The organism is Phaeodactylibacter xiamenensis, from assembly GCF_000759025.1.
Classification (GTDB): domain Bacteria; phylum Bacteroidota; class Bacteroidia; order Chitinophagales; family Saprospiraceae; genus Phaeodactylibacter; species Phaeodactylibacter xiamenensis.
In genome coordinates this window covers 296,897-310,850 of the sequence record NZ_JPOS01000039.1, presented here as the reverse complement: position 1 = coordinate 310,850, position 13,954 = coordinate 296,897, and the positions used below count along the sequence as shown (strand labels likewise).

The window sequence follows — 13,954 nt, the reverse complement described above, 5'->3', positions numbered from 1 at the left end:
CCAGATATACCCTCCTGCCACCAGCAAAATCAAGGCAAAACCGATAGAAGGCTGTTGGCGCAAACGACCATTTCCAAAAGCCAGGCAGAAGCCATATTTAACGAATGTATTCGAAATGGTTACCAGGACGATGACCGCTCCGGCAACCCGAAAGTGATTACCTGCTGGCGGGTAGCATCTAGTTATTCCGTACTTTGCCTATTGTCCCTTTCCTGCAAATTGGAGGCGGAGGCAACAGGGCCGCTCCGTGCCATTCTTACCGGAAAGCACAGGACACCCCAACGGCGTTACAACCGTACTTTCAAATCATCCATTTATCGAAAACAGAAAAAACCTGAACATGACAGCCACCGATCAATTCTCCCATGTTGATTATCTGTGGGATGAACAAAAAGCCGCAGCGCTGGAAGGCGACGAAGTAGGCTTATTCCTCTACCGCTCTAATATTCTTGGTGCAGACTTGCGGATCACCAACTTCGGAGGGGGCAATACCAGCTGCAAAACCATCGAAAAAGACCCGCTGACCGGTGAAGAGGTAGAGGTGATGTGGGTAAAAGGTTCCGGTGGTGATATTGGCACCCTGACCCGCTCAGGCATTGCCGGTCTGTATACGAGCCGCCTGCGTGACTTAAAGAACGTTTACCGGGGCATTGAGCATGAAGATGAGATGGTCGGGCTGTTTTACCACTGCCTGTACGACCTCGATAGCCGGGCCCCGTCTATTGATACCCCTCTGCACGGGTTGTTGCCTTTCAAACACATCGACCACCTGCACCCCGATGCCCTGATCGCAGTAGCTGCTGCGGAAGACAGTGAAGCCGTCACCAAAGAAATATGGGGGGACACCATGGGCTGGGTGCCCTGGCAGCGCCCCGGGTTTGACCTCGGGCTGCAACTGGAAAAATGCCTGAATGAAAACCCCGGCATCCGGGGCATCGTACTCGGCAGTCATGGCTTGTTCACCTGGGGGGACACCTCCTACGAATGCTACATGAACAGCCTGGAAGTTATTGAACAGGTCTCCCGTTACATCGCTGAGCGCGAAGGCAAAGACCGCCCGGTATTTGGCGGTGCCCGTATGGAAAGCCTTCCTGATGCCGGACGTAAAAAGCAGGCGGCAAAAATGGCGCCCATCCTCAGGGGTATGTGCTCCAGCCATAAGCGTATGATCGGGCACTTCACCGATGATGAGCGGGTGCTGCAATTCATCAACAGCCACGACCTGGACAAGCTGGCACCGCTGGGCACCTCCTGCCCCGACCACTTCCTGCGTACCAAGATCAAACCGCTGGTGCTGGAAATGCCATCAGATGCCGACCTCTCCAACCCGGAGGCCATCAAAACGCAACTGGAACCGGCCTTTGAGCAGTACCGCAAAGACTACGCTGAATACTACGAAAGCTGCAAACACCCCGACAGCCCTGCGATGCGCGACCCCAACCCGGTCGTCATTCTTTATCCGGGCGTGGGTATGTTTACTTTTGCCAAAAACAAACAGACTGCCCGGGTGGCCAGCGAATTCTACATCAATGCCATCAATGTAATGCGGGGAGCGGAGGCGATTTCCTCCTACACCGCACTGCCCCGTCAGGAAGCCTTCAATATCGAATACTGGCTGCTTGAAGAGGATAAGCTAAAGCGGCAACCGCCGGAACAACCCCTTTCCCGCCGGGTAGCCCTCATCACCGGAGGCGGAGGTGGCATTGGCCGGGCCATTGCAGAGAAGCTGGCTGCTGAGGGTGCCAATGTAGTGCTGACTGACCTGAAAAAAGACCGTTTGGAAGAAGCCAATCAGGCCTTCGGGCGGGATATTTCCGCTATCGCAACCTGTGATGTAGCCGATGCCAATTCCGTAACGGAAGCCTTTTACGAGGCCTGCCTGGCCTTTGGCGGGGTAGACATCGTGGTACATAGTGCCGGGCTGGCAATTTCCAAATCTATAGAAGAAACAGAACTTGCAGACTGGGACCTGTTGCAAAATGTACTGGCCAAAGGACAGTTCCTCCTGACCAAAGCCGGGGCGAAGGTCATGAAAACCCAAGGCTTTGGCGGTGATATCATCAACATCGCCAGCAAGAACGGATTGGTCTCCGGGCCCAAAAACATCGCCTACGGCACTGCCAAAGCTGCACAACAGCACATGAGCCGCCTCGCCGCGGCCGAACTCGCCGCCGATGGCATCCGCGTCAATACGGTCAACCCCGATGGCGTCATCGTCGGCAGTAAAATATGGGAAGGCGACTGGGCAGAGGGCCGCGCCAAAGCCTACGGTATTAAGGTGGAAGACTTACCTGCCCACTACGCCAACCGCAACCTGCTGAAGCAGATTATCCGTCCGGAAGATATTGCCAACGGCGTGTTTGCTTTTGTGGGTATTCTGGATAAAAGTACCGGAAATACCCTAAATGTGGATGGAGGGATGCCGGGGGCTTTCACACGATAAAGGAAGAGGAAAAAGGAATTTTGAGTTACAATTTGGTTTTATTTGGCTAGGGCTGTGGGAGTGCACCTGTTTTCAAGGTGCATTCCCCACTTTTTCAAACGGACAAAGCAGGGAAGATGAAATTGGAAGCGACACAACTGGCAGCACAGAATGCCCCTTATCTGGACACACATGATCGATCATGGGATATCCTCAGGCAACAAATGGAAAGCAAGGGCCTGAATACCAAAGCCTTGCTACAGCAATTGAGTGATTTGCAAATTGCCATCCCCAGCTGGGCCCTGGGGGCAGGCGGCACCCGCTTTGGCCGATTTTCCTTCGGGGGCGAACCGGCAAACCTTGAGCAAAAAATAGCAGACGTGGGGCTTTTGCACGCCCTTAGCCGCTCGGCCGGGTCCATCTCCCTGCACATCCCCTGGGATATACCGGAAGATCCTGCCGCCATCCGCGAGCTGGCGGCTATTCACGAGTTAACCTTTGATGCCGTGAACTCCAATACCTTTCAGGATCAGCCCGGGCAGGCGCAGAGTTATAAATTTGGCTCCCTTTGCCACCACAGCGCGGAAGTACGGGCGCAGGCCATTGAGCACAACCTGGAAGTCATTCGCATAGGGCAAACCCTGGGCTCCAAAAGCATCACCGTATGGCTGGCTGATGGCGCTTCCTTCCCCGGGCAGCACAGCCTGAGGGGCGCCCTGCAACGCACGCAGGACAGCCTGCAGGCCATCTACCGGGACATGCCGGAGGACTGGCGCATGTTTATCGAATACAAGCCTTACGAGCCCAACTTTTACAGTACAGTGATCGCCGACTGGGGCACTTCCCTGATGCTGGCCGAAGGCTGCGGCCCAAACGCCTATACCCTGGTCGACCTCGGTCACCACCTGCCCAATACCAATATCGAGCAGATCGTCGCCACCCTGATGATGAAGGGCAAGCTGGGCGGCTTCCACTTCAACGACAGCAAGTACGGGGACGATGACCTGACAGTGGGCAGCATCAAGCCTTATCAGCTGTTCCTGATTTTCAACGAATTGGTCTATGGCATGGCCAACAATACTGCCAATAATCCGCCCCTGGCCTGGATGATCGATGCCAGCCACAACCTAAAAGACCCGCTGGAAGACCTCCTGCAAAGCCTGGAGGCGATCCGGATCGCCTACGCACAAGCACTATTGGTGGATCAGGAGGCGCTGGCAGATGCGCAGGCGCGTCAGGACGTAACGGAAGCCCAGGAAATCCTGCAGGATGCCTTCCGGACTGACGTGCGCCCGCTGGTACGCGAGGCCCGCTGGCAGGATGGAGGTGCCCTCTACCCTATTCAGGCTTACCGCGAGCTGGGCATACGGGAGCAACTGATTGAGCAGCGCGGCATGCATACCATAGCTACCGGACTTTAACCCACTGCTATGGACGTCACTGCAATTTTCGACATCGGCAAGACCAATAAAAAATTCTTCCTTTTTGATTCGGCATTCCGGGAGGTCCACCGCGTCTATTCCCGTTTTGAAGAAACCAAAGATGACGACGGGGACGCCTGCGATGACCTGCAGCGCCTCACCGAATGGATGAGGGACACCTTCGCAGAAGCCCTGGCTGACCCCCGCTTCAACATCCGCCGCCTCAACTTCTCGACCTACGGGGCCAGCTTTGTCCATATTGATGAAGGCGGAAAGCCAGTCACCCCACTGTACAACTACCTCAAGCCTATGCCGGAAGGGATGCTGCAACCATTCATGGAGCAGTACGGCCCCTCAGCAGCCTGGCAGGCACAGACCGCCTCTCCCCTGATGGGCATGCTCAACTCCGGGCTGCAGCTGTACTGGCTGAAGTATCAAAAGCCGGAGGAGTTTGCCAGAATCCGCTGGTCCCTGCACTTTCCGCAGTACTGTGCCTACCTCTTTTCCGGAAAGGCGCTGACCGAATACACGAGCCTTGGCTGCCATACCGGACTGTGGCACTTTAAAGAAAAAGACTACCACCGCTGGGTCTACAAAGAAGACCTGGACCACCTGATGCCCCCCCTCTGCCCAACCACCACGGCCACGGCTGTACGCTTCGGCGAACAGGAGGTGATGGTCGGTGTTGGGATACACGACAGTTCAGCCGCCCTGCTGCCCTATATCCTAGCTAATGAGGAGCCTTTCCTGCTGTTGTCGACTGGCACCTGGAGTATTGCCCTCAATGCTTTCAGCACCCAATTGCCGGACGAGGACGACCTGGCCAATGACTGCCTGAACTTCCTCCGGGTGGATGGCATGCCGGTACGGGCAGCGCGCCTGTTTTTAGGCAATGAGTACAAAATCTGGGCCCATAAGCTGGCACAGCATTATGGCAAGCCCTACGAAACGCACCGGAATGTGGCCTTCGACCCGGGGATTCACCAACAGCTGCAAAGCCTTACCGAGCCGGTTTTCCAATGGGAAAGCATCCGCCGCCCCGGAGAAGCAACCCGACATTCAATGGAAACGCCCCTCTCTCGCTTCGGCTCCTACGAGGCCGCCTATCATCAGCTGATGCGGGAGCTGGCACAGGCCCAATGCCAAAGCCTGAAGCGGGCACAGGGCCAATCGGATATCCGAAAGTTGTATATTGACGGAGGGTTTGTGGATAATGCTATTTTCCTGAGGTATCTCGCAGAAGCGCTGCCGGGGTATTCCATAACAACAACCGAGTCGCCTTTGGGCTCTGCCCTGGGCGCCGCCATGGCCATACACAACCGGGTAGTAGATCCGGAATTTATCCTCGACCATTTTTCGCCACAGCTACAAAAGCCGATAACGACGTGAAGATCGCTTTATTCATCCCCTGCTACATTGATCAGTTCTACCCTCAGGTGGGCATTGCGACCCTGGAGCTGCTGGAAAAACTGGGCTGTACCGTACATTTCCCGGAAGGTCAGACCTGTTGCGGGCAACCGATGGCCAATACCGGTTGTGAACGGGATGCCATTCCTACTTACGAGCATTATGTAAAGACCTTTAGCGGTTACGATTATGTGGTTACGCCCTCGGGCAGCTGCGCCTACCATGTGCGCAAGCATTATGACATCATTGAGCAAACCGGCGCGGTTCAGCACTTGCGAAAGCGTACCCTGGACCTGTCGGAATTCCTGCTCGATGTATTGAAAGTGGAACACCTGGACGCCTGTTTCCCGGCAAAAGTAGGGCTACACCAAAGTTGCCATGGGCTACGGGGGCTACGGCTGGGACCGGGCAGTGAAAGAAACCTCAATGCCCCTTCCGCTCTGCACACTTTGCTAAGCATGGTGGAAGGCGTGGAAATCGCCGAACTGGAACGTGCAGACGAGTGCTGTGGCTTCGGCGGCACCTTTGCCATCAATGAGCCCGATATATCTGCTAAGATGGGCAAAGACCGCATTGCCGATCATGCCCGGGCGGGCGTGGAGGTGATCACCGCCGGCGATATGTCCTGCCTGATGCACCTCGAAGGCCTTCTGAGGCGGCAGGGCAGCCCCATCCAAGTGAAGCATATTGCAGAAATTCTGAACACCAAAGCATGAAAGAACACGCAACCAAAGCCGCCGCCTTTATCCAAGACGAAGCCCGTACCAACTGGCACGACGAATCGCTCTGGTTTGTACGCTCCAAGCGGGACAAAGCGGCCCACGGCATTCCGGAATGGGAACAGTTGCGGGAGCTGGCGTCTCAGATCAAGGACCACACCCTGTCCCACCTCGATGAATACCTGGAGGCGTTTGAAGCCAAAGCAAAGGAAAATGGCGTGACGGTGCATTGGGCAGCCGATGCTGCGGAGCACAATCGAATCGTGCACTCCATTTTGCAGGAACATAACGCCCGCCGCATCGTCAAAAGTAAGTCTATGCTGACGGAAGAGTGCGGGCTGAACGAATATCTGGAGGAACAGGATATGGAGGTCATCGATACTGACCTGGGCGAGCGGATCATCCAACTGAAGGAAGAGCCGCCCAGCCACATTGTGATGCCCGCCATCCACTTGAAAAAGGAGGAGGTGGGCGAGCTTTTTCATCAAAAATTACAAACCAAAAAAGGCGCGACCGACCCTCAATACCTGACCGAAGCCGCCCGGCAACACCTGCGGCAGTCTTTTCTGCAAGCCGATGCCGCCATCACAGGTGTCAACTTTGCCATAGCCGAAACCGGCGGGGTTGTGGTCTGCACCAATGAGGGCAATGCGGATATGGGCACCCACCTTGCCCCTCTGCAAATCCACTGCATGGGCATTGAGAAAATCCTGCCCAAAGCGGAGCACCTTGGGGTCTTCACGCGTTTGCTGGCGCGCAGTGCCACGGGGCAGCCGTCGACGATTTTCACCTCCCACCACCACAAGGCCAAGGAAGGCGGCGCTATGCATATTGTTATTGTGGACAATGGCCGTACCACGCAGTTGGGCCGCCCCGACTTCCGTAATTCCCTGAAGTGCATCCGCTGCGGGGCCTGCATGAATACCTGCCCCATCTACCGGCGCAGCGGCGGGCACAGCTACGACTCCACCGTGCCCGGGCCGATCGGGTCTATTCTCACGCCCGGTATAGACCTGAAGAAATACAGCGGGCTGCCGTTTGCCTCTACGCTCTGCGGCTCCTGCTCCGATGTCTGCCCGGTCAAGATTGACATACACGAACAGCTTTACAAATGGCGGCAAATCATCGCCGAAGAGGGCCACCTGCCAACAGCTAAAAAGCAGAGCATGGTCATGGCAGGCAAAGTCCTCTCCCGACCCGGGTGGTATAAAATGGCAGGCAAGTCTGCCCGCTGGGTAACCCGGTGGCTGCCCCGCCCCCTGATTTACAACCCACTAAATACCTGGGGCAAGGCCAGAGAGCTGCCCGAAGCGCCCAAGGAAAGTTTCCAGGAGTGGTACCGCAAAAACCGATCTGCATCATGAGCAAAGCCCATATTCTAAAAGCGATACAAGCTGCCAAGCCTGTCCCCTGCCCCCTACCTGTTGTGCCGGTTTTTGAAGCTGAAACTCCACCAACAAGGGAGATTTTCGGGAGCGTTGCAGCACAGTCGGGTAGCCGGGTAGTAAGGGCCGAAGATTTCGTAGGACTGGCAACAGCCGTGCGGACCATATACCCCAAAGACATCAGTATTGCGACCCCATTACGAGCCATTCAAAGTGATATTGACTTACAGCAGGCATCCCCTGCTGACCTGAACGGTGTAGATGTCGCTGTCATCCCAGCTCAGCTGGGCGTAGCCGAAAACGGAGCCGTTTGGGTCACCGAAGCTGACTGTGTACACCGGGTGCTGCCTTTTATAGCCCAACACCTGGTATTGGTGCTGCCGGAAGACCGCATCGTCCGCAATATGCACGAGGCCTACGCTCAAATTAAGATTGACGATACGGGCTTTGGCGTCTTCATCGCCGGCCCTTCCAAAACTGCTGATATTGAACAATCGCTGGTCATCGGTGCGCAGGGCGCCCGCAGCCTGACCATTATCCTAATCTGAGACTTATGCTAAAACGATTTACGGCTAAACTAAAGAGCGTTCAGGAGTACGAACGGGAGTCCATCCCCGCCTCCAAGCTAAAATCCACCCGCAGTTTCCTCGGTATGTACGCCGGAGAGCATACGGCGGGTACGGAATTTGTGATCGGCCCGCTGTTTGTAGCCCACGGGGCGAGTGCAGTCGACCTGATCTGGGGGCTGTTGCTGGGCAATTTACTGGCGGTGCTGAGCTGGGCATTCCTCTGCGCCCCTATTGCTGTGAAGGAGCGGATTACCCTGTACTACAAGTTGGAAAAAATCTGCGGTAAAGGCCTGACTACCGTTTATAACCTCGTCAATGCCCTGATGTTCTGCTTCCTGGCTGGCTCTATGATTGCGGTGGCTGCTACTGCCGTCGGTATCCCCTTCGATATTCCCATGCCACAGCTCACCGACTGGATGCCGGGCAGTGTGTCCTGGGTCATTACCGTAGTGGCCGTTGGCATTGTCACCACCCTAATCGCTACCCTGGGTTACGAGCAGGTCAGCCGTTTTGCCAATATCGCTGCCCCCTGGATGATCCTGGTTTTCCTGGCTGCAGCACTGGCGGTGCTACCTGAGCTGGGCGTCAACAGTATCGGTGATTTCTGGCCGGTAGCGGAGACAAAAATATGGACAGGCATACCCATGGAAGGGCAGTCGAAATTTACGTTCTGGCACATTCTGTTCTTTGCCTGGTTTTGCAATATGGCTATGCACATCGGTATGGCAGATATGTCCATCTTCCGGTATGCACGCAGTTGGAAAGCGGGCTTCACTTCAGCAGCGGGCATGTACGTGGGGCACTACATCGCATGGCTGGCTTCCGGCATTTTGTACGCTGTGTTTCTGCAGCAAAGCCAAAACAGCCTGGAATTTGCGCCCGGACCAGTGGCCTACTACGCAGTTGGCCTCACTGGAGCCATTTGTGTGATTATCGCCGGCTGGACCACAGCCAATCCTACCATTTACCGAGCGGGGCTGGCGGTACAGGCGGTTATCCCAAAATCCCAGACCTGGAAGGTGACGATCATCGTGGGGCTGGTCACGACCACCGCAGCCTGCTTTCCGGCGTTGGTGATGAAGCTGCTCGATTTTGTCGCCCTCTACGGCCTGATCCTGATGCCCATGGGCGCGATTATTTTCATCGATTACCACCTCTTCCCCCGCCTGAAGCTCACAAGCGAGCGGGCCCTGGCTACCGGGCAAAACATCAACTGGGCGGCAGCGGGCACCTGGGGCATCACCCTTACCGCCTGCCTGCTGATTAATCAGTACTTCGGGGTGGAAATTTTCTTCCTAGGGCTGCCCGGATGGTTTATCGCTGTGCTGCTGTACATCGGCTTCAGCTACCTGCTCAAACCTTATGCTTCACTCCAACCTAAACTATCATGAAAAACCTTCTAATCCCAATTATTGCCGTTGCCGGGCTGGGGCTGACGCTGATCCCTGCCCTGCTCGTATTTGCGAATCAGATGGAGGCGCCGTTGCAAAAGCAGCTCATGGCGCTGGGTATGGTACTTTGGTTCACGGCCGGGCCGGTTTGGATGCGGAGGAGGCGGGGTTAAGGTTTCATCTCCCTTGGATCAACGGGTTGCCGAATGACAACAACGCTCCATTATAAGCTTTTCTGGCATTATTGAGTTAGAAATAGTAAATTAGGAATTCAAATGAATAGACTTGATGGGTCGAGCCCTACCATCTGGCAGAAATTGCATAAACGAACTTTCTTTTTTTTAAAGAGGTTGCACACATAAAGCATAGAACATGGAACTTAAGCTCAATATTGATTATCAGGAGCTTGTAGAACTTATTAAACAACTCCCCGCTAATCAGATCAGGAAGCTAAAAAATGAGCTGACCCTAATCACGGAAGATCATCCGATAGAAGATAGAATGACTGATTTTCAGGAGTTCCTGATGAAGGGGCCAGTGATGGATGAAGATCAATTCCAGGTTTTTCTCTCTAACAGAAAACACTTCAACGCATGGCGAATGAAGTAATTTGCCTGGATTCATCAATATTAATTGACTACTTCAGAAAGAGCAAAAAAGAGAACTCTTTCTTCTTCGAATTGTCTAACCGATACTCTTCTTTTGCCGTTTCTGTAATCACAGAGTTTGAAATACTGAGCGGAAGCAATCAGAAACAAAAAGACTTTTGGAATCAGTTTTTCCACCAAATTCTTGTGATCCCATTTGATCATAAATCGAATAAAGAAGCCATCAAAATTTTTCATGATCTAAAAAGACAACGTAAATTGATTGACCTCCCAGACCTATTCATTGGTGCCACTGCCAAAGCCCATAATTTAAAACTCGCTACCCTTAACGAAAAAGACTTTTCACGCATTTCTGGTCTGGAAATACTATCCAAAAAGAAAAAATAAGCCAGCTCGCCACAAATATTGACTTTTTTATTTCATTATTTCACTCCCTTAAAAGCCCATCCTCCAAGGCCGGAATCCGATGCTTTTCCAAATGACTCGGGCGGTAAGCCCGATCAAACAGCTCCGCCAACTGCTGTACGACCTCAGGGTAATCCTTAGCCATATTTTGCTGCTCAGCAGGGTCTTTTCCGAGGTGGTAAAGCTCCAGCGTGGCCGGCTCTTCACCGATCAGGTGCCGGCGCAGCAGCTTCCAGTCACCCATGCGTACCGCCGCTTGTCCACCGTAACCGGGGAATGCCCAGATGAGGGCGTCGTGCGCTTTTTGGGTGCCTTGTTGCAGCAGAGTAGGCAGCAAGCTGATGCCATCGGTCCCGCCTTCCACTTCAAATCCCAGCAGATCAGCAACCGTACCCAGAAAATCGTAGTGGGCAGAGGAATGCGCAGTGGAAGTGCCAGCCGGAATATGCCCGGGCCAAGTGGCAATCATGGGCACCCGGATGCCGCCCTCGTACAGATAGGCTTTGCCTCTGCCCTTCGTACCCTCAAAGGGCGCAGCACTATCGAAGAAAACCGGGTCGGCACCACCGGCGAAGGTCGGCCCGTTGTCAGAGGTAAAGACGATCAGGGTGTTGTCGTACTGCCCGGTGGCTTTCAGATGGGCTACGAGTTTCCCTACATTTTCGTCGAGGTAAGAAATCATGGCAGCGTAGGTGGCACGGGGGTAGCGGCTGGGGAAATAGCCTTTGCCTGTGTAAGGCTCCTCATCGCCAAATTTTTCAACATAGTAGTCCACCCAACGCTGCGGAGCCTGCAGGGCCACGTGCGGAATAGGCGTTGCCCAGTACAAAAAGAAGGGTTGATCCTGCTGCTGCACAAACCCCATCATTTCCTCAAACATGACATCCGGTGCATAATCTGCAAGCTGATAAGGGGCGTAACTCGCTGCATCATAAGGATCGGCACCTTGCGGTAAAGGCGTATGTGGCGCCACGGTGTCATTGCGCAGGTATACGCGCGACTCATTTTTGTACAAATGCACCGGATAGTAAGTATGCGCCTGCCGCTGACAATTGTAGCCGAAGAAGAAGTCAAACCCCATTTTGTTGGGTGTACTGACTGAACCGGGATTGCCCAGCCCCCATTTGCCCACCATCCCGGTCGCATAACCCTCTGCTTTAAGGTAGTGGGCCAAAGTCCGGGTGTCCGCAGGCATCGCCCGTTGCCCTTCCAGTACGGAATCGCGGAGCATCGCCCGGTAATTCCATACATCGCCACGGGCTTTGCCTTCATCGTTATTGCGAATATAGGCATGGCCCGCATGCTGTCCCGTGAGCAGCATATAACGCGCGGGCGCACAAACCGGCGCACTGCTGTAGTGGTCGGTGAAACGCATGCCCTCCCGGGCCAAAGCGTCAATATTTGGGGTTTCGATTTTTTCCTGCCCGTAGGCGCCCAGCTCGCCGTAGCCGAGGTCGTCAGCGAGGATGTAGATGATGTTGGGAGGAGTGGGAGTCAGGGTATCTTGAGCACCGAGTACAGGTATCACACCCAGCAAAAGGGTCAATCCAATCAGGCAGGCTTTGAGCATAACAAACGGCTCTTTTTGATTTGCAGGAATCTACCCTCTAAAGTAACAGCGCCAGGCTAGTTTTGGGTAAAATCATCCGATCATGAAAAAATTAGCCACAAGGCTTTTGTTTTCGTCCTTTCCGCCCCTGCATTTTGCTGCATAGGCCATGTGGTTTTTTACATCGACGGATCAGCTGATCCAAACGGAAATGTACCGGGATATTGATACAGAGCCGGAGCTGCCCGATGATATTTTCAACCCTGATCAGCTGCAGGAAGCGACCTGGTACTGATCAGGGTTACCGCCCCCAATACGCCATCATCAAAATTGCCCCGGCCGTGCCATCCATCGTAGGCTCATTAGTGGAATAATCCCCGATATCATCGTGGTAAACGACATAAGGGTTTTGAAAAGCCGCAAACTCATCCGGCTCGTTGAGCTTCAGTCCACGCAGTGATCCGAAAATCGTTGCATAGACCGGCCCGTCCAGCAGCCCACCGGGCACTTCCTCCCGGGTGAGCGCCCAAACGCTTGTGTGCACATCCAAGGGATACTCTCCATGAGCAGGCAGACTGGTAAACATGGAAGTACCCCAGGGGTTCCGCCCCATCAGCCAGTCGCGCTGCTGCACGAGCAGGTCGTGGTAGCGGTAGTCGCCTGTCATGTCTTCGTACAGGATGATTTGGGTGATGAGGGCAGTCACCAGGTTGTTGGAGCACCAGATGAAAGGCACCCCTACCCCATAGGCATTGGATTGTGCCCGCTCCAGCGTATGCTCTATGCCACTACGGTAGTAGCCCGCCAGCGTATCCTGAAAGGCTTCATCCACCAGGTCGTAAAGCGCATAGTGCCCCATATTGACGAAAGGGTAATACCGGTAATGCGCCGCCGTATCCAGTGGCATCCAGGATACGGTACCAGCCTGCCGGGCGTAGGCTTTCGCTTCTTCCAAATAGGCTTTCTCGCCAGTCAGGCGATAGAGTTCAGCAGCCCCCCACTCCATGTCATCGGCCCAGGTATCTTCGCTGTAGCGGTAAGGGGCTCCGTAGGAATTACCCTGCTGAAAGCCTTCTTTTGACCGCCCCAGGGCGTAGAGCGACCGGGCGGCCTGAGCGCATTTGTCGGAATAGGCACTGTCTGCTGACACCTTGGGCCAGAGCCTTGCTGCCATCGCCATAGCTGCCGCGCTCCGCCCCGCCAGGTTGGCAACGCCAGTAGCCTGACTTTTGTACTCCCGCAGCCCCTGTGGCTCACCCGTGGCGAAATAGGCAACCCGGTAGCTATTGGCGCCCCAGCCGTAGTCGGAGTTGTCCTGATCGGGCATCTTCCAGCCCCGGTGGTCGCGGTCGTCCGCTACCTGATGGAACAGCTGATCGGGTGCAGGGTGTAGCTTGTGTATCCAGTCCAGGCCCCAGCGGGCTTCGTCCAACACATCCGGGATGTTGTTCGGGCCGGGCTGCCCATGGGCATTTACCTTATCGGCGAAAGCCTCCGGGTACAATTCCCAGGCTTTGAGCATGTGCGCGGTGGCGTAGCTCCCGGTGATGAGGTACTTCAGCTGATCACCGGCATCGTGCCAACCGCCGGATACATCTACGAAAGTGGAATCCGGCATGGGCCCGAACATCGCCCGCCCGTCGCGCTGATGGCAGACCATATCCAGATGGGGGTTGTAACCGCACCGCTGCTGCCGCATAAAAATCAGCAGGGTATCCGCGTAGCTTCCGTAAGCTTCCGCACTAATTTGAAAAGGTACGGACTGCGCCTTGCCGTCTGCTGTAGCGAGGTAGTACCAGCCGGGTTTTTCTACTTTCGTGAAATCGGCTTGCCAGTAGTAAGGGAAAGTGCCCCATCCGTCCGCTTCAACGGTCTCGGGAGCCAGCTCTGATATTACCGCTCCGGTCTGCTGCGCGATAAGCTGAAGTACGGGCGTCTTCATACTATGGCTAAACACAATCGCCTGCTTGGTTTCCGAAGGCAGATACCCCGTTTGGTTGATCCGGATATGATAATCCTGAGCAGAGGCAACCAGGCACAGGCACCACCCGGCCAAAAGGAGGAAAAGTCGGTACATG

The 13,954-nt window shown here is 54.8% G+C and carries 13 protein-coding genes; 11 read left to right on the top strand and 2 right to left on the bottom strand.

Features of this window, described 5'->3' with window-relative positions; translation table 11 throughout:
* Nucleotides 1-340 precede the first annotated feature (340 nt).
* The 10 genes from IX84_RS17740 to IX84_RS17700 all read left to right on the top strand — a co-directional run bounded on the left by IX84_RS17740 (nt 341) and on the right by IX84_RS17700 (nt 10,309).
* Nucleotides 341-2,443: a bifunctional rhamnulose-1-phosphate aldolase/short-chain dehydrogenase gene (locus IX84_RS17740; protein WP_044223678.1), complete on the top strand. Its 2,103-nt coding sequence runs from the start codon at nt 341-343 to the stop codon at nt 2,441-2,443.
* Between the two features lie 116 nt (nt 2,444-2,559).
* Nucleotides 2,560-3,843, top strand: a complete 1,284-nt coding sequence (locus tag IX84_RS17735; protein WP_044223676.1) for a TIM barrel protein — start codon at nt 2,560-2,562, stop codon at nt 3,841-3,843.
* 9 nt (nt 3,844-3,852) lie between these two features.
* The gene (locus IX84_RS17730) at nt 3,853-5,232 is read left to right on the top strand and encodes an FGGY-family carbohydrate kinase (RefSeq protein WP_044223674.1); all 1,380 of its coding nucleotides are present in this window, start codon (nt 3,853-3,855) and stop codon (nt 5,230-5,232) included.
* Nucleotides 5,229-5,966, top strand: coding sequence for a (Fe-S)-binding protein (locus IX84_RS17725; RefSeq protein ID WP_044223671.1), 738 nt, complete (start codon nt 5,229-5,231; stop codon nt 5,964-5,966). Before IX84_RS17730 ends, IX84_RS17725 begins: the two co-directional genes overlap by 4 nt.
* A complete protein-coding gene (locus IX84_RS17720) occupies nt 5,963-7,333 on the top strand; it encodes a lactate utilization protein B (protein WP_044223669.1) in 1,371 nt (456 codons plus the stop codon). The genes IX84_RS17725 and IX84_RS17720 overlap by 4 nt, the downstream gene beginning before the upstream one ends.
* Nucleotides 7,330-7,902, top strand: coding sequence for a LutC/YkgG family protein (locus IX84_RS17715; protein WP_081968818.1), 573 nt, complete (start codon nt 7,330-7,332; stop codon nt 7,900-7,902). Before IX84_RS17720 ends, IX84_RS17715 begins: the two co-directional genes overlap by 4 nt.
* Nucleotides 7,903-7,907: 5 nt before the next feature.
* A complete protein-coding gene (locus IX84_RS17710) occupies nt 7,908-9,314 on the top strand; it encodes a purine-cytosine permease family protein (RefSeq protein WP_044223667.1) in 1,407 nt (468 codons plus the stop codon).
* A complete protein-coding gene (locus tag IX84_RS33755) occupies nt 9,311-9,487 on the top strand; it encodes a hypothetical protein (RefSeq protein ID WP_173426312.1) in 177 nt (58 codons plus the stop codon). Before IX84_RS17710 ends, IX84_RS33755 begins: the two co-directional genes overlap by 4 nt.
* 199 nt (nt 9,488-9,686) lie before the next feature.
* A complete protein-coding gene (locus IX84_RS17705) occupies nt 9,687-9,923 on the top strand; it encodes a hypothetical protein (RefSeq protein ID WP_044223665.1) in 237 nt (78 codons plus the stop codon).
* Nucleotides 9,908-10,309: a type II toxin-antitoxin system VapC family toxin gene (locus IX84_RS17700; RefSeq protein WP_044223662.1), complete on the top strand. Its 402-nt coding sequence runs from the start codon at nt 9,908-9,910 to the stop codon at nt 10,307-10,309. The genes IX84_RS17705 and IX84_RS17700 overlap by 16 nt, the downstream gene beginning before the upstream one ends.
* A 40-nt stretch (nt 10,310-10,349) precedes the next feature.
* Here IX84_RS17700 and IX84_RS17695 read toward each other — a convergent pair whose 3' ends face one another.
* The gene (locus tag IX84_RS17695) at nt 10,350-11,897 is read right to left on the bottom strand and encodes an arylsulfatase (RefSeq protein WP_052516151.1); all 1,548 of its coding nucleotides are present in this window, start codon (nt 11,895-11,897) and stop codon (nt 10,350-10,352) included.
* A gap of 148 nt (nt 11,898-12,045) precedes the next feature.
* On the opposite strand from IX84_RS17695, the gene IX84_RS34355 reads away from it, so the two are divergent.
* Nucleotides 12,046-12,171, top strand: a complete 126-nt coding sequence (locus IX84_RS34355; protein ID WP_262501654.1) for a hypothetical protein — start codon at nt 12,046-12,048, stop codon at nt 12,169-12,171.
* Between the two features lie 6 nt (nt 12,172-12,177).
* On the opposite strand, the gene IX84_RS17690 is transcribed toward IX84_RS34355, so the two are convergent.
* The gene (locus IX84_RS17690) at nt 12,178-13,953 is read right to left on the bottom strand and encodes a glycoside hydrolase family 9 protein (protein ID WP_044223660.1); all 1,776 of its coding nucleotides are present in this window, start codon (nt 13,951-13,953) and stop codon (nt 12,178-12,180) included.
* Nucleotide 13,954 lies beyond the last annotated feature (1 nt).